The sequence below is a fragment of the Acetobacter pomorum genome (assembly GCF_002738225.1).
Classification (GTDB): domain Bacteria; phylum Pseudomonadota; class Alphaproteobacteria; order Acetobacterales; family Acetobacteraceae; genus Acetobacter; species Acetobacter pomorum.
In genome coordinates this window covers 94855-111026 of record NZ_PEBQ01000093.1, presented here as the reverse complement: position 1 = coordinate 111026, position 16172 = coordinate 94855, and the positions used below count along the sequence as shown (strand labels likewise).

The following is a 16172-nucleotide window of genomic DNA, read 5'->3' as shown; positions in this document are numbered from 1 at the left end:
ATGCCCGCCTTAGCAAAGGGGAGGCCGTATTCCTACACAATACGCCCCCTTGCATATGCGTTAATGTTGCAAAAACACGGGCACATCCGGGTGGGCCAGAATGTAATCCGTCGCACTACCCATAAGCCGGTTATACAACATGCTGTGCTGATACCCGCCCATTACCAGCAAATCGGCCCTTTGGGCATCTACGGCATCCAGAATGGCCTGTGCATCCGTATTGGCATCTCCGCGCGGGGTCAGTTCCAGCCGTTTGGGCGTAATGCCGGGCAGTATATCCATGGGCATGGGGGAATCCGGTGTTTGCAACACATCTACCTGCTTGGCCTGCGCCAGCAAAACCCGTGCGGAGGCAAACGCCTTGCGGCAGCCATCTGTATCCTTCCATGCCAGCAGAATATGGTCTCCGCTTGGGCGGTCCCAAAAAGGTGGCACAAACAGAACGGGGCGGCCTGTCTGAAAAATGGCCGAACGGGTGGCCAGTTTTTTCTGGTCACTGTCCCGGCTATCGGGAAAGTTCATAATCAGCAGATCGGCATCCTTGCCATAGCCGCTGATAATTCTGTCCACCGTAATTTCGGGGTCCAGCCAGTTTACTTCCACCTTGCTCAGCCGTTCTGCGCCAGAGCCATATTCCTCCGCCAGCCAGCGATGGAAGATGGTGTGCAGGTTATCGGCCCATTCGCGCTGGTTTGCACGCAGCACAGCGGCACTTTCATCTGTCAGGCCCATGTTGCCCAACACCTGTGTGGGTGGCTCCCGCGCGGCCAGCACATCCATACGGTTGCCGTTTACACGCGCCAGAAACTGTGCGGCCATGTTCAGCAGCACCTCTGCCTGATCCTGCTGGCTGAGAATAACAAGACATCTCTGCATTGCCTGCGCTCTCCCGTTTTTATCTGTGGCGTGTCACCACGCGCACTCATGGTGGGCCAGCGCCAGAAAGCATCGGAACCAAACGTGCCTGCCGGCTGAAAGATTGCCCATCCCCCCAACTGTGCCACGCCTACCCTCTCTCTGGAAGGTGAAGAAAAAACATGCCCTCCCCTCTCGCCTTTCGGGGCAAAGCGCGGCACAACCGGCAAAAGTACCTTGCCATGCCCAACATGTTAAAAACGCAGAAAAGGATACGGCCCCGTGTTGCTGAACGTGATTGAACGCGGCCCCGATGCCCCCTCTACCCTGCCACCGGTTGTGCTGCTGCACGGGCTGTTTGGCCGCGCGCGCAATTTGGGCTTTGTGCAACGCAAACTGGCCACCACCCGCAAAACGCTGGCAATGGATTTGCGCAACCACGGCAACAGCCCCCACGGCCCCATGAGCTACCCCGCCATGGCGCAGGATGTGCTGGAAACCATGCACCATTATGGGGTGGAAAAAGCTTTGGTGCTGGGCCATTCCATGGGGGGCAAAACCGCCATGATGCTCTCACTCATCACTCCAGAGGCCGTGCAGAGCCTGCTGGTGGTGGATATTGCCCCCGGCCAAGGCGGCTTTACACGCATGGATCTGCCCCCCGGACTGGACAAGCTGGCTTTTCCCCCACATCTGGATTTGCGCAGCGCAGATGAACTGCTGCGCCCGCTTATTCCCAACGATGCCGTGCGGCAGTTGATGGTGCAGAACATCAGGCTGGGAGATAACCCCGGCTGGGCCATTGGCATGCACGATATTCTGCAAGGTCTGCCCGCCATGATGGGCTGGCCCACCCTGCCTGCCAGCGCACAGTATAGCGGCCCCACCCTGTTTATCCGGGGGGAGGAATCCCCCTACATCCAGCCTACCAATTATCCGCAGATGCGCCATCTGTTTCCGCATTATCGGCTGGAAACCGTAAAGGGCGCAGGCCATTGGGTGCATGCAGATGCCCCCCGCCGGTTTATGGAACTGGTGGAAAACTTTGCCACCCAGACAGAAAACGCCTCCCCGGCCTGAAGGGCACAAAAGCTCACAAGGAACAGGCAGGGCAACCTAAGGGCAACAGGCGCATCTTTTTATACGCCTGTGCCCCGCCGGTTTTTAGCGTGGTGGCAGAATGGCCGGCTTGCCTGCCAGATTGAGCGCCACGGTCTCGGCAATGCGAATGCCATCCATGGAGGCAGAAAGAATGCCGCCCGCATATCCGGCCCCTTCACCCGCCGGATACAGGCCCGGCGTGTTGATGGATTGTCCGGCCTCATTACGCGGAATACGCAGGGGCGAGGACGTACGGGTTTCAACCCCCGTCATCACCGCATCTTCCATGGCAAAACCCCGGATCTTGCGGTCAAACTTTGGCAGGGCCTCACGCAGGGCCTCCACCACAAAATCCGGCAAGCATGTTGAAAGATCTGTTGGTGTAACGCCCGGTTTGTAAGAGGGCACCACATCCCCCAACGTGGTGGAGGGGCGGCCTGCCAGAAAATCTCCCACACGCTGGGCGGGGGCACGGTAATCTCCGCCACCGGCCTCAAACGCCTTGCGCTCCCACTTGCGCTGGAAAGCCATGCCTGCCAGCGGGTCATCGGGGTAATCCTCACCGGGGCGCAGTTCCACCACAATGCCGGAATTGGCGTTACGTTCGGCGCGGGAATACTGGCTCATGCCGTTGGTGACCACCTGCCCTTCTTCCGAGGTTGCCGCCACCACGGTGCCGCCGGGGCACATGCAAAAGGAATACACGCCTCGCCCGTTGCTGGCATGGTGCACCAGCCGATATTCCGCTGCTCCCAGCAGTTCGTTACCCGCGCTGGAGCCAAACTGCGCCACGTCTATAACAGATTGCGGGTGCTCTATGCGCACCCCAATGGAAAACGGCTTGGCCTGCATGGCCACATCTTCGGCCTGCAACATGGCAAACGTATCACGCGCACTGTGGCCCACGGCCAGAATAACGTGGTCGGAGTCTATAACCTCCCCATCAGCCGTGCGCACACCTTCCACCGCGCGGGTTTGCGGGTTGAGCACCAGCCCATCCACACGGGTTTGAAAACGGTATTCCCCACCCGCTTCCTCTACCTCACGCCGAATATGCTCCACCATGGAAACAAGGCGGAACGTGCCAATATGTGGGTGGGCCAGATACAGAATATCCTCCGGCGCGCCCGCCTTTACAAACTCCTCCAGCACCTTGCGGCCCAAAAAGCGCGGGTCCTTTACCTGGCTGTACAGCTTGCCGTCAGAAAAAGTACCGGCCCCGCCCTCACCAAACTGCACGTTGCTTTCTGGCGTCAGTTCAGAGCGGCGCCACAGGGCAAACGTATCCACCGTGCGTTCACGCACTACCTTGCCGCGTTCCAGCAGCAGCGGGCGCAGGCCCATGCGGGCCAGCACAAGGGCAGCCATAAACCCGCACGGCCCGGCACCTATAATAATGGGGCGCTTGTATCCGGGCTTTGCCGCCAGTTCCGCCCCATTGGTAATGGGGGGCACCCACTCCATGTTGGGGGAAGGCTGCACGTGGTTATCCTTGGGGTGGGCCGCGCGATAACGCGCCAGCACGGCGGCCTCGTCCTTCACGGTGCAATCCACGGCATATACCAGCTTGATGGCCACGCGCTTGCGGGCATCGTGCCCGCGTTTGAACACGCTGTAATGCTCTAGCGCATCTGGGCTGATGTTCAGCCGCTCACAAATGGCCTGTGCCAGTGCCTGTGGCGAATGGTCGAGCGGAAGCCGTAATTCGGTCAGTCGGAGCATGCGCTGTGCCCTTACCTTTCAAGCAGCCGTGAAAAAAATCTGTTCTTTCCCTAGGCCGCTCCGCCGTGTGGCGCAATATTGGCTTGGTGGGTCACAAAAAAGATGTTGCCCTTCCCTGCCATCCTCCGCAGACATAGATAAGACAGACCAGATTGGTACCCTTGCCGTGTGCCAGCCTGTGTTTCTATCGCCCTTTTCGTTCAGGAAAACGCCTTCCCATGCCTGCGCCGCACGATTCTACGCCCTCTTCCCAGCCTGCGGGTTCCGCCTGTGGTCATGCGCACCACACGCCGGGCCAGACAGACGGGCACAGCCATGCAGACACCTGCACCGCAGGGCATGATCACGCAGCAGATGCCCACGCCCACACGCATGCGTGCGGCACAGAAAAGCACGATCATCACCATGATGCGCATGATGACCATACCGGGCATGACCATGCAGCAGGCGGAAGCTGCGGGCACAGCCACGGTTTTGGGCACGCCCATGTGCATACTCCGGCCTCCTTCGGTAAGGCGTTTGCCATAGGTATTGCAGCCAACAGCCTTTATCTGGTGGCAGAGGCGCTGTGGGGCTTTTTCTCACACTCGCTCGCACTGCTGGCCGATGCGGGGCACAATCTTTCCGATGTGCTGGCGCTGGCCGCGGCATGGATGGCACAGCATCTTTCCCAACGCTCACCCTCTTTGCGGTTTACGTATGGGTTGCGCCGGTCTTCCATTCTGGCGGCGCTGGCCAATGCGCTGGTGCTTATGCTGGTAACAGGCGGCGTGGCGTGGGAAGCCATCACCCGGTTGTTTGACCCCGCCCCCGTGGCTGGCAAAACCATGATGGTTGTGGCCGCCCTTGGCATTGTGGTGAACGGCGCCACCGCCCTGCTTTTTGCCTCCGGGCAGAAGGGAGACCTCAACATTCGCGCGGCCTTCATGCACCTTATGGCAGATGCCGTTACCTCCCTTGCCGTGGTGATAGCGGGCGGGCTGGTGTTGCTGACAGGCCTGAACTGGATAGACCCTGCCATAAGCCTTGCCATTTCCGTTGTGGTAGTGGCCAGCACGTGGTCTTTGCTGCGCGATTCTCTGGATATGGCGCTGGATGCCGTGCCGCGCACGGTAGATGCCGGGGCCGTGGAAGGCTTTTTGCGCACGTTGCCCGGTGTAGCGGATTTGCATGACCTGCATATCTGGCCCATCAGCACCACGGAAACCGCGCTGACGGTGCATTTGGTGCGCACCTCCGCTCCGGCAACAGACAATGATACCGCGCTACTGGAAAAAGCCGCCGCCGCCCTGCGTGAACGGTTTGGCATTGTGCACCCCACCTTGCAGATAGAAGCCGCAGACTACGCCCCATCCTGCGCCTTAACAGACCCGCATACTGTCTGACACGCCAACCCACGCCCCCGCGCAGTTTACGCCGCCACGCCAGCCAGAGTTGTTTTTTACGTGCCAGAACTTCCCCTTCCCTCCAGCAATCGTGGCATTGCTGTTGTCAGCCTTGGTGTCAGCTTTGTTGCACTGGGGCTCAAATACGCCGCCTATGCCACCAGCGGCAGCATTGCCCTGTATGCCGATGCGCTAGAAACTATTATTAACGTGGTAGCCGCCGCCGGAGGGCTTTGGGCGCTCAGCGTGGCTGAAATGCCCGCAGATACCAACCACCCCTATGGCCACCACAAGGCGGAATATCTTTCTGCCGTGGCAGAAGGCGCGCTGGTGGTGGTGACAGCCTTTGTCATTGGGGATGAAGCCGTGCATGGCTGGCTGCACCCCAACCCACCCAAGGCCCCGTGGCTGGGGCTGGGGCTGAACGCGCTTGCCACCGTGGTGAATCTGGCATGGGGGCTGATTATGCTGCGGGTGGGGCAAAAGCGCCGCTCCCCCGCACTGGTGGCAGGCGGGCAGCATGTGCTTTCCGATGTATGGACAGGCGTTGCCCTTGTGGTGGGTGTGACCCTTATTCCGCTCACCGGCTGGGTGCGGCTGGATGCCATTCTGGCGGGGCTTTTGGCCATAAACGTGCTGCGCGTGGGCTGGGAAGTGATGCGCGAGTCTGTAGCCGGGCTGATGGATGAAGCCCCCGAACCTGAAACAATGGATGAAATTCGCGCCATTATTGCCGCCAACGGCAAAGGGGCGATTGAGGCGCACGATATCCGCACCCGCATTGTGGGGGCGGTGACGTTTTTGGAGTTCCATCTGGTTGTGCCCGGCACCATGAGCGTCAACACCGCCCATGATATCTGTGACCGCATAGAGGCCGCCCTGCGCGCCAGCATGGGCAGCACGCTGGTGCATATTCATGTTGAGCCAGACACGCACGCCAAGCGTGAGGGCATTGTATTCTGGAAAGGCCCGGCAGAAGCCTGCCCCACACCAGATACACCACCCCATAACAGCGTCAGCGCATAATAAAAGCGACCCGCGCCATAAATATTCGGCAATAAAGAACATCGCCTCTTTCATGTTGTGCATGAAATGCTACACTCGGTTGCATCCTTTTTTCCTGCCCTTATGCTTTTATGGATGCGTCCCATGCCCGCCAGCGTGTTCCCCACGACTGAATCCCTTCGTCATTTGCGAGAACATGCCAAAGCGGGCACCGTAAACTGGCGCAGAAAATTTATTTACTGGTCTGGCGCCATTATGGTGGGTGTGGTGGCCGTGGGTTTTGCCACACTGGCCGATGCCGCCGCCCATGTGCGTGACCACATTTTGAAAATAAGCCCGCTGCTGATGCTGCTGGTCACCCCCGGCGGGCTGGCACTTTCCACGTGGCTGACGCGCACATGGTTTAGGGGGGCGCAAGGCAGCGGTATTCCGCAAGCTATTGCGTGCATGCACCTCAACAACATTGCCATTGTGGATAAAGTGCTCTCGCTACGCATTGCCTTTGCCAAAATATTGCTCACCTGCCTTGGCCTGCTTTCTGGCGCCTCCATTGGGCGCGAGGGGCCAACCGTGCAGGTGGGAGCCTCCATTATGCATACGGTGGGGCATTACATGGGCATTACAGACCTTACCCGCCAACGTGCGCTTATCAAGGCTGGTGGGGCCGCAGGTGTGGCCGCCGCCTTTAACACCCCGCTGGCGGGCATTGTGTTTGGCATTGAGGAACTGGCCCATTCCTTCGAACAACGCACCAGCGGCACCATGCTGACCTGCGTGGTCATCTCCGGCGTTACGGCCATTGCCCTTGTGGGCAACTATACGTATTTCGGGCACACCTATTCCTCCGTGCCGGTGGGCACAAGCTGGCTGGCCGTGCTGGCCTGCGGCATTATGGGCGGGCTGTGCGGGGGTGGGTTTTCTGCCCTTTTGGTGCGTATGTCGCGCGGTATTCCAGGTGCTTTTGGCGCGTTTATTACACGCCACCCAGTGGCGTTTGCCGCCCTGTGCGGGCTGGTGCTGGCCTTTATCGGGCTGATTTCCGGCGGCATGACATACGGCACAGGCTATGTGCAGGCGCGCGACATCATTATGGGGTCAGACCAGTATCCGGCCTCGTTTTTTGTGCTCAAACTGCTGGCCACCATTGTGTCCTACTGTTCGGGCATTCCCGGCGGGCTGTTTGCGCCCTCGCTTTCCGTTGGGGCAGGCATGGGCGGCTGGGTGGCGCAGTTTTTGCCCCATACCGCACCGGGGGCCGTGGTGCTGCTGGGCACCGTGGCCTATTTTGCCGCCGTTACGCAGTCTCCCCTCACCGCCACGGTGATTGTGATGGAAATGTGCGATAACCAGCAGATCACCCTTGCCTTGCTGGCCAGCGCCTTTTTGGCCTTTGGGGTTTCACGCACTCTGTGCAGCCATGCCTTGTATGGCGCGCTGGCCGTGCGTTTTGTGCGCACCACTGCCCCCAAGCAGAACAGTGCATCCGTGGTAACGGCCACAGATACCGCACGCCACGCCGCACGTGGGCGCTCTTCCTCCTCAAAGCAGGGCTGATGCGCCGTTTGGCTTAGGTTCTGGCCTATGGCACTGTTGCACCCTATATGTTGCAACAGTTGTTTGTACTGGAAAGGTTATTACCCGATGTCCGACGCATCTTCAGCGCCTGCAAGTGCTGCCGCGCCCGATACCCGCATACCTGTAACCGTGCTGACCGGCTTTTTGGGCGCGGGCAAAACCACGCTGCTCAACCACATTCTTACCGCCGAGCATGGCCGCAAATACGCCGTGGTGATTAACGAGTTTGGCGAACTGGGCGTGGATAACGATCTGGTTGTGGATGCCGATGAAGAAGTGTTCGAAATGAACAATGGCTGCATCTGCTGCACCGTGCGCGGAGACCTGATCCGTATTTTGAACGGGCTGATGAAGCGGCGCGGCAAGTTTGATGGCATTATTGTAGAAACCACCGGTCTGGCAGACCCCGCCCCCGTGGCCCAGACCTTTTTTGCCGATGAAGATGTGCGCGCCAAAACCAAGCTGGATGCCGTGGTAACGGTGGTGGATGCCAGCAATTTTCTGGCCACCCTGAAGGACAGCCCCGAAGCGCGTGAGCAGGTGGCCTTTGCGGATGTGATTATCCTGAACAAGACAGACCTTGTGGATGCCGCCGAGCTGAAAACAGTGGAAGATGCCATCCGCAAGATCAACGCCGTAGCGCCCATCTACCCCGCCAAAAAAGGCAACGTGAAGCTGACAGACGTGATGGACCGTGGCGGGTTTGATCTGGAACGCGTTTTGGAAAACACCCCGGATTTTCTGGAACACACGCCCGAACACCATCATGAAGGAGACATCACCAGTGTCTCCCTTACCGTTAAAGAACCGCTGGATGCCGGGCGCTTTCAGGCATGGATTAGCGCCTTGTTGCAGGAAAAGGGTGGTGACATCCTGCGCACCAAGGGCATTCTGGACTTTGCAGGCCAGCCCGACCGCTTTGCCTTTCAGGCCGTGCACATGATGGCGGATGGAGACAACATCGGCCCGTGGAAGAAAGATGAACCGCGCGAAAGCCGCCTTGTGTTTATTGGTCGCAACCTCAACCGGCCCCAGCTGCGCCGCGGGCTTGAAAGCTGCATTGCCGCATGAGCACCGAGACACAGAGCCTGCGCGGCCTTATTGAAAAACGCGGTGCACACCGGCAGGTGGAAGGTGAAATTACCGCCTGTGCCGCCACGCGCGATAACAGCCGCTTTGCCTTTACCACTGGTGAAGGTGATGTGGTGGTAGTGCACCGTGAAGACCAGCTTACGCCAGAGGCATGGCACACCTATGCCGTGCATGATGGCCCCGCCCTTTCCCTTTCTGCCGATACGCTGCCCGATTGCTTTTTAACTGGCGGTGATGATGGCCGCCTGTGCCGGCTTGACCCATCGGGCGAGATTGAGGAGCTGGGCAAGGGCCGCCGCTGGGTGGAACATATTGCCACCTATGTGGATGCCAAATCTGCCATTATTGCCGCCGCCGCGGGCAAAAATGTGGAACTGCGCGATGCCACGGGCCGCACCGTAACCCGCACGCTGGAACACCCCACCACCGTAGGCGGCATTGTGTTTGACCCCAAAGGCAAGCGCATTGCGGTTTCGCACTACAACGGGGTTTCCGTGTGGTTCACCCAATCCAAGGATGGCAAGCCCCGCCAACTGGAATGGAAAGGCAGCCACCTTGATATTGCCATGCACCCGGCGGGAGAAGCCGTAGTAACCGCCATGCAGGATAATGACCTGCACGGCTGGCGCCTTTCTGATGGCCACAACATGCGCATGAGCGGCTACCCCACCAAGGTGCGCTCGCTCTCCTTTTCCAAAAACGGCAAATGGCTGGCCACCAGCGGTGCTGATATTGTTGTGATGTGGCCGTTCTTTGGGGGCGGCCCCATGGGCAAACCCCCAATGGAACTGCCGGGCGCGGGCGGTGCGCTGTGCACCCGCGTAGCGTTTCACCCCGAACAGGAGGTTGTAGCCGCTGGCTTTGCGGATGGGACCGTTGTAATGATGGAACCCTCCACCCAGCGGGTTCTGCCCGTATCACTGGGCAAGGCGGGGGCCATTACGGCGCTGGCCTATAGCCCGGATGGCTGCACGCTGGGTTTTGGCACAGAGGAAGGTGTAATTGGCGTGGTGGATCTGGCCGCTTCCTGATTACACCCGCCTCTGGTCATCAAAACTGCGCGTACCACGGTAGAACACAATAAACGGGTGCGTGAGATCAACAAGTAGTGGATTGCACGGCACGCCTCCGCACCGCATGGTGCGGGGCAAGGGGGATATTGTGGGATGAGTGATCGGTTTCGGGTGGTTATTGTTGGCGGCGGTGTTGCGGGCATGGCTATTGCAACGCGGCTGGGTAACAGCCTCGGGCGCTCTGGCAAGCTGGATATTACACTGGTGGACAAGGGCTTCAGCCATGTGTGGAAGCCCATGTTGCATTGCTTTGCGGCGGGCACGGCCAAAAACGAGAATGACCGCATCACCTTTATCTCTCATGCTGCGGCGCATGGGTTCCGCTTCTGCTATGGTGAGGTTGCGGGGATAGACCGCGCCAACAAGCGCCTGAAGCTGGCCCCGCTGGAAGAAGAAGACCACGAGGTGCTGCTGGATGAGCGGTATCTGGATTACAATGTGCTGATTTTTGCCATTGGCAGCCGCGCGAACGATTTTGGCACGCCGGGTGTGGTGGAAAACTGCATTTTTCTAGACAACATTGTAGAAGCCAACAACTTTAACGAGCGCTTCCGCCATGCGGTTATTCAGGCCTATGGGCGTGGCACGCCACTGGATATTGCCATTGTGGGTGGTGGCGCCACCGGCGTGCAGCTTGCGGCAGAACTGCACAAGGCACTAGATATTGGCTCGCTCTACAACTTCACGCCTGTTACGCCGGAAATGCGCGTAACATTGCTGGAGGCCGGGCCGCGTATTTTGCCCGCCTTCCCCGAAAACGTGTCGGCCGCAGCACAAAAGCAGCTTGAAGCGCTCAAGATCAAGGTGCTCACCAGCACCATGGTCAGCGGTGCGGATGAACACGGCTTTATGCTCAAGGATGGCAGCCGTGTGGATGCGCAGTTTCGCGTTTGGGCCGCAGGCGTAAAGGCCCCGGATGTTACCCGCCAGATGGATGGTCTGGAATGTGGGCGTGGGGGGCAGTTTTTGGTACGCCCCAATTTGCAAACCACGCTGGATGACAACATTTTTGCCGTGGGGGATTGCGCCTTTATCAGCGATAATCCGTTGGCCCCCACTGCGCAGGTGGCCCGCCAGCAGGCGCACCATCTGGCGCGTTACCTACCGGGCTTTATTTTTAACCAAAAGCCTGTGCCAGACTTTAAGTTTAGAAACCGCGGGGCCATTGTGGCCTTGGGGGACTATAACGGCTGGGGCGCGTTTGCAGATGGCAAAACCTTTGGCGGTGGCTTTATGCATGGCCTCAGCGCGCGGCTGGGCCATATGGCGCTGTATCGGCAACATCAGTTTGAACTGTATGGGCCCGTACGCGGCATGATTGCCTGTTTTACAGATTGGCTGGATGGCTTTGTACGCCCACCCGTGCGGATGGACTAAAAAATCCTAAAACCCAAATGCGGTTTAGGGGCAGTTTATAAAAAAGCATTCCCGCACCGGCCTGTTTGAAACATCAGCCAGTGCGGGAACCTGATAACGCTAACCTGCCACACAAGGGCTGGCCCACCCGTATAAGGGCCAGACCACAGGCAGGTTCACCGCATCCTGCCTGCCCTCTGTTTTTTAAAGCACCCGCCTGTGTGTTAAAATAAACCCCACAATGCGGGCCTTTACCTACCCTACCTTGCCAACAGCCAATTATCTGGCTTTCTGGTTTAGTCCAGATATTTGGCCTTGCCTTCATTCAGCAGGGTAATGAAGGAATCGCTGGTCATTTCTTCTACCGTGCCAGTGCTGTCCTTCAGGCGCACTTTGCTGTCACCATCATTAATAACACCCAGCATTTCGTATTTGGTGCTGCCAATCTGTACTGTTTTGTTTTTCGTGCTCATAAATCTTGTCTTTCCTGGCGGGGGAAAAACCCCCGCCTGTGTTTATCAGCCTGCCTTAACAGCAATCTGACGTTCTGCCGGTTTGGCTTCTGCCTTTTTAGGCATGGTGACTGTTAGCACACCATTTTTAATGCTGGCAGAGATTTTATCGACGTCCACATCTTCGGGAATAGCAAAGGAATCTTCAAACGCGGCAAACTGGCGGCCAGCAACGTGGTGCTTTGTGCCTTCTGCCAGTTCGGGCTTTTTCTTTTCCCCGCTAATGGTCAGCAGCCCGTTGGCTGTGCCCAGCTTGATATCATTTTCAGAACAACCCGGCACTTCTGTGGTCACCACATAGGCGCTGGCATTTTCTGTAATATCGGTTGCGCCCAGGCGGCTTGCAGCGGCGGCAGCCCCTTCTGGCGTTTTAAAATCTTCAAACAGACGGCTCATCTGCCGCTGCAGAACAGAAAACGGATCCGCCACCCGTACGGTGCCAACAGGAACACGCACAACGGGAGAGCGGCCTGTATTCACGTAACTGGTCATTTTATCCTCCTTGTTCTGGCACAAGGGCCCGGCACGCGGCGCCCTTGTGATCACGGTTTGGAGTATCACCGCTTTCTGATCGCCTCTCCCTTGATCCAGATCAATTTCACATGCCCTGATTCAGCGTGCCGGAAATGCGTGCATGTCATGACATGGCTTCCCATATCTAAAGAACAATGCAGCGTTTTTAACAAACAATATGCAGATGCCCTCTACACTTTATGTATAGAAGGCACCTGCATTGCGGGGCATATTAGGGCGGGTTTGGGGGCCTAGGCTGTGGCGTCCATCCGGGCCATGCTCAGCGCGGCTTCGGGGTCTTTTACAAATGTGGCAATTGCGGTGTTCACATCTGTTGCGCGTTCAAGCTGCGGCAGATGTCCTGTTTCTTCAAACACCTTTACGGGGATCATCTGTGGCAGGCCGGAGGCGTTGGAGACAGACAGGATTTCATCCTCCTTGCCCCAGAAAATCTGGGTCGGTGCGGCCCCTCCTGCCAGCACCGGGCGCAGATCATCTACCTGATGCCCATTGGGGAAGCACGCCTTGGCAATAACGCGCAGGGCATCACGCGCGCCATCCAGCCTGCGGGCGCGCAGCACGGCATCCACCATTCTGCGGCCCACAAGGGCCTTGTTATAAACCAGCATTTGCAAAACCGCCTTCATATCCCGGCTGCTTTCGCTCTCTACAAACGCGCTGATAAAATCTGCATTCACATCCTTGCCCAGCCCGGCGGGGGCCAGCAGGTTCAGGCTGGCTACCTGATCAGGGTGGTCACGCAGCAAAGTCAGCGCAATACCGCCCCCCAATGAATGGCCCACAATATGGGCTTTTTCTATCTTGAGCGTTTGCAGCAGATCACTCACCACACCAGCCAGAAAGGTCAGCGTGCCTGTGCCCACGTTTTTGGAGGAAGCCCCATGCCCCGGCAGGTCAAACGCTATTACGCGCCTGTCTGCGGCCAAGGCGTCCTGCGTAAGCAGCCAGTTGCTAATGTCTCCGCCAAAACCATGCACCAGCACAAGGGGGGTGCCTGCCTGTGTGCCCACATCACGCACATTCAGGGTGTGTTCCCCCACCGTTACCAGCTTGGGTTCCCCACTGTTGGCCTCTGGCGTGGCTGTGGCATCTGCTGGCGTGTCGGCATGAAAGTTCTTGATAAAGGCTTCAATATCCACATCTGGCGTATCAGCATCGGCCAGCACGCCTATCAGTGCGCCCACGGGCAGGGTTTCCCCCGCCTGCGCTACCTGCTTGCGCAGCACACCTGCGGCGGGGCTTTCATAACTGCTGGTAATTTTGGTGGTTTCAATATCCGCCAATTCATCACCCTGCTGCACGCTCTGGCCCACTTTGGCCGTCCATGATGCCAGCTTGCCTTCTGTCATGGCCAAGCCAAATTTGGGCATTGTCAGGGCTGTAATGGTATTGGGCATGGCTCATGCAACCTTCTGCTTCTGGCTGGAGGTAATGGAACGCACCGCGGCGGCAATTTTGGTGGCATCGGGCATGTACAGTTTTTCCAGCGGGGTGGAAAACGGCACAGGCGTATGCGGCGGCACCACACGGCGGATAGGCGCCTTGAGGCTGAAAAACGCCTTTTCCGCCACAAGGGCAGAAATATCACACGCCATGTTGCAGCGCGGGCTGGCCTCATCCACCACCACAAGGCGGCCTGTTTCTGAAACAGATTCCAAAATGGTTTCCTCATCCAGTGGGGATGTGGTGCGCGGGTCTATTACCGTGCAACCAATGCCCTGCTTTTCCAGCTCATCCGCTGCGGCGTTGGCCATATTTACCATGCGGCCAATGGCCACAATGGTCACATCATCTCCTTCACGCGTCACATTCGCTTCACCAAAGGGGATGGCGTAGGCTTCATCCGGCACGTCTTCCTCATCATCATACATCACTTTGTTTTCAAGGAAGATCACGGGGTCATTATCCCGTATGGCTTCTATCAGCAGGCCCTTGGCCTCATACGGGGAAGACGGAATCACCACCTTTAGCCCCGGAATATGCGTAAACAGCGGATACAACGCCTGGCTGTGCTGGGCGGCTGCACTAAATCCACCGCCATACATGGCGCGGATAACCAGCGGCGTGGTGGCCTTGCCGCCAAACATGTAGCGGAACTTGGCCGCCTGATTCATGATCTGGTCCAGACAGCAGCCCACAAAATCTACAAACATCAGCTCGGCCACGGGGCGCAGGCCGGTGGCAGCCGCACCTGCCGCAGCCCCAATATAAGAGGCCTCGGAAATGGGCGTGTCCAGCACACGGTCATCTCCAAACTCCTCCCACAGCCCTTTGGTCACACCCAGCACGCCACCCCAAGCATCCGTAATGCCCGCAGAGCCGCCACGGCCCCCGGCAATATCCTCACCCATCAGAATTACCCGTGGGTCTCGGCGCATTTCCTGCCGCAGGGCTTCGTTAATTGCCTGTCTAAAACTCTTTTTAGCCATTGTTCTGGTTTCCGTTTGCGTGTGTGGCTGAAAAATTGGTGAAAGGGTTAGTACCGCGCATACACATCGGCCATCAGGTCTTTATCCTGCGGCCACGGTGCCTGCTTGGCGGTTACAACCGCGCTTTCCACCTCGTCCGCCACGGCGGCGTCTATTTCATCCATATCGCCTTCTGGCAGCAGGTTTTCCGCCACCGCGCGGGCGCGAAACTTTTTGAGGCAATCATGGTCTTTCTTTTGCGCGGCCACTTCGCCCGCCTTGCGGTAGGTCATGGCATCGCCTTCAAAGTGCCCATACCAGCGGCTGAGCTGCACATGCAGCATCACCGGCCCCTTGCCGGAGCGTGCGTGATCTATGGCGTTGCGGGCGGTTTCATACACTTCAAAAAAATCATCTCCCGCGCAGGCAAAATACGGCAGGCCAAAGCCGGCGGCCCTGTCCTTTTGCGTGCCTGCACAGGCGTAGGCTGCCCCTGTGGCCTCGCCATACCCGTTGTCTTCCAGCACAAACACGGCGGGCAGATGCCATACGGAGGCAAGGTTCATGCTTTCCAGCGTTGTGCCCTCGTTAGAGGCGCCATCACCAAAAAACGCCACGGCCACACCGTTATCCTTGAGCGTTTTGTGTGAAAGGGCTGCCCCGCAAATCAGCGGTGGGCCGCCGCCCACAATGCCATTGGCCCCCAGCATACCCTTGGAAAGATCCGCAATGTGCATGGACCCTCCCTTGCCCCGGCACACGCCGGTATGGCGGCCGTAAATTTCGGCCATCATGCCGCCCACTTCCACACCCTTGGCAATGCAGTGCCCGTGGCCGCGATGGGTGCTGGCAATGGTATCGTTATCTGTAAGGTTGGCGCACACCCCCACGGCGGAGGCTTCCTCGCCACAATACAAGTGCACAAATCCGGGAATTTCCCCTGTGGCAAATTCCACGTGCAGGCGTTCTTCAAAAACGCGAATGGTACGCATGCTCCGATACGCACGCAGCAGGGCTTCTCTTGAAATCTGAACCGACATGTTCTGCCTGACCTTTCCATACATCTGCACAGCGTTACACGGGTGCCAACGTGGGGAGGAAAGGCGGCGTTCCGTGCCTGTGGCGGGCAATATATGCACTTAACGTATATGTGATATTGTTATATCAATATAATTCAGCGTTATCAGCCAGTTAGCATCACGGCTTTGCGAACCGTTCTCAGCGGTTGTCATGAAAGCGTCACGCACAATACGCCCGCAAGCGGCTAAAGGACTGCTCATCCTGTTTGGAGGAGAAGCAGACAATGTGTGCCGAACCCGTTATGGCCATGCAGCCCGATACACATAAGCCAAAGTGGCGTGAAGCCGTGCGTGAGCGCTGGCGCACCACCTTGTTATATGTGTGGGAACGCAACGGCACCCCGCACCCGTATGCCGCCCAGCCGCATACCGCACGCCGCAAGGCGTGTGCAGGTGCACGCCCTGCCTTGGCCGCCCATGGGGCCACCAAGCCGGCCCATGCCGTGTGAGCCCTGAGAGCAGGACGGGAAAAACA

15 protein-coding genes are annotated in these 16172 nt (G+C 58.2%); 8 read left to right on the top strand and 7 right to left on the bottom strand.

The window, feature by feature from the left end; translation table 11 throughout:
• Window positions 1–60 precede the first annotated feature (60 nt).
• A complete protein-coding gene (locus CSR02_RS06460) occupies window positions 61–876 on the bottom strand; it encodes a universal stress protein (protein WP_042788685.1) in 816 nt (271 codons plus the stop codon).
• A 261-nt stretch (window positions 877–1137) separates the two neighbouring features.
• Between CSR02_RS06460 and CSR02_RS06455 the strand changes: the two genes are divergently transcribed.
• A complete protein-coding gene (locus CSR02_RS06455) occupies window positions 1138–1935 on the top strand; it encodes an alpha/beta fold hydrolase (protein ID WP_099540979.1) in 798 nt (265 codons plus the stop codon).
• 84 nt (window positions 1936–2019) lie between these two features.
• Here CSR02_RS06455 and CSR02_RS06450 read toward each other — a convergent pair whose 3' ends face one another.
• Window positions 2020–3678 (bottom strand): NAD(P)/FAD-dependent oxidoreductase, encoded by a 1659-nt coding sequence (locus CSR02_RS06450; RefSeq protein WP_099540978.1) that lies wholly within the window; start codon window positions 3676–3678, stop codon window positions 2020–2022.
• 218 nt (window positions 3679–3896) lie between these two features.
• On the opposite strand from CSR02_RS06450, the gene CSR02_RS06445 reads away from it, so the two are divergent.
• The 6 genes from CSR02_RS06445 to CSR02_RS06420 all read left to right on the top strand — a co-directional run bounded on the left by CSR02_RS06445 (window position 3897) and on the right by CSR02_RS06420 (window position 11185).
• Window positions 3897–5063, top strand: coding sequence for a cation diffusion facilitator family transporter (locus CSR02_RS06445; protein WP_099540977.1), 1167 nt, complete (start codon window positions 3897–3899; stop codon window positions 5061–5063).
• A gap of 60 nt (window positions 5064–5123) precedes the next feature.
• The gene (locus CSR02_RS06440; protein ID WP_099540976.1) at window positions 5124–6089 is read left to right on the top strand and encodes a cation diffusion facilitator family transporter; all 966 of its coding nucleotides are present in this window, start codon (window positions 5124–5126) and stop codon (window positions 6087–6089) included.
• Window positions 6090–6212: 123 nt separating this feature from the next.
• Complete coding sequence (locus tag CSR02_RS06435; RefSeq protein WP_244176846.1) at window positions 6213–7622, top strand: chloride channel protein; 1410 nt, start codon at window positions 6213–6215, stop codon at window positions 7620–7622.
• Between the two features lie 87 nt (window positions 7623–7709).
• Window positions 7710–8714, top strand: a complete 1005-nt coding sequence (locus tag CSR02_RS06430) for a CobW family GTP-binding protein (RefSeq protein WP_099540975.1) — start codon at window positions 7710–7712, stop codon at window positions 8712–8714.
• A complete protein-coding gene (locus CSR02_RS06425) occupies window positions 8711–9766 on the top strand; it encodes a WD40 repeat domain-containing protein (protein ID WP_042788691.1) in 1056 nt (351 codons plus the stop codon). Before CSR02_RS06430 ends, CSR02_RS06425 begins: the two co-directional genes overlap by 4 nt.
• Window positions 9767–9901: 135 nt before the next feature.
• Window positions 9902–11185 (top strand): NAD(P)/FAD-dependent oxidoreductase, encoded by a 1284-nt coding sequence (locus CSR02_RS06420; protein ID WP_099540974.1) that lies wholly within the window; start codon window positions 9902–9904, stop codon window positions 11183–11185.
• Window positions 11186–11460: 275 nt separating this feature from the next.
• On the opposite strand, the gene CSR02_RS16580 is transcribed toward CSR02_RS06420, so the two are convergent.
• From CSR02_RS16580 to CSR02_RS06400, 5 genes are all read right to left on the bottom strand, one after another.
• Window positions 11461–11637 (bottom strand): hypothetical protein, encoded by a 177-nt coding sequence (locus CSR02_RS16580; RefSeq protein WP_167384108.1) that lies wholly within the window; start codon window positions 11635–11637, stop codon window positions 11461–11463.
• Between the two features lie 45 nt (window positions 11638–11682).
• The gene (locus CSR02_RS06415; RefSeq protein WP_183172577.1) at window positions 11683–12237 is read right to left on the bottom strand and encodes an Hsp20/alpha crystallin family protein; all 555 of its coding nucleotides are present in this window, start codon (window positions 12235–12237) and stop codon (window positions 11683–11685) included.
• Between the two features lie 203 nt (window positions 12238–12440).
• A complete protein-coding gene (locus tag CSR02_RS06410; protein WP_099540973.1) occupies window positions 12441–13607 on the bottom strand; it encodes an acetoin dehydrogenase dihydrolipoyllysine-residue acetyltransferase subunit in 1167 nt (388 codons plus the stop codon).
• A 3-nt stretch (window positions 13608–13610) separates the two neighbouring features.
• Window positions 13611–14639, bottom strand: coding sequence for an alpha-ketoacid dehydrogenase subunit beta (locus tag CSR02_RS06405; protein ID WP_099540972.1), 1029 nt, complete (start codon window positions 14637–14639; stop codon window positions 13611–13613).
• A 47-nt stretch (window positions 14640–14686) separates the two neighbouring features.
• Complete coding sequence (locus CSR02_RS06400; protein ID WP_099541124.1) at window positions 14687–15682, bottom strand: thiamine pyrophosphate-dependent dehydrogenase E1 component subunit alpha; 996 nt, start codon at window positions 15680–15682, stop codon at window positions 14687–14689.
• 239 nt (window positions 15683–15921) lie between these two features.
• On the opposite strand from CSR02_RS06400, the gene CSR02_RS06395 reads away from it, so the two are divergent.
• The gene (locus tag CSR02_RS06395) at window positions 15922–16146 is read left to right on the top strand and encodes a hypothetical protein (protein WP_183172579.1); all 225 of its coding nucleotides are present in this window, start codon (window positions 15922–15924) and stop codon (window positions 16144–16146) included.
• Window positions 16147–16172: the final 26 nt, after the last annotated feature.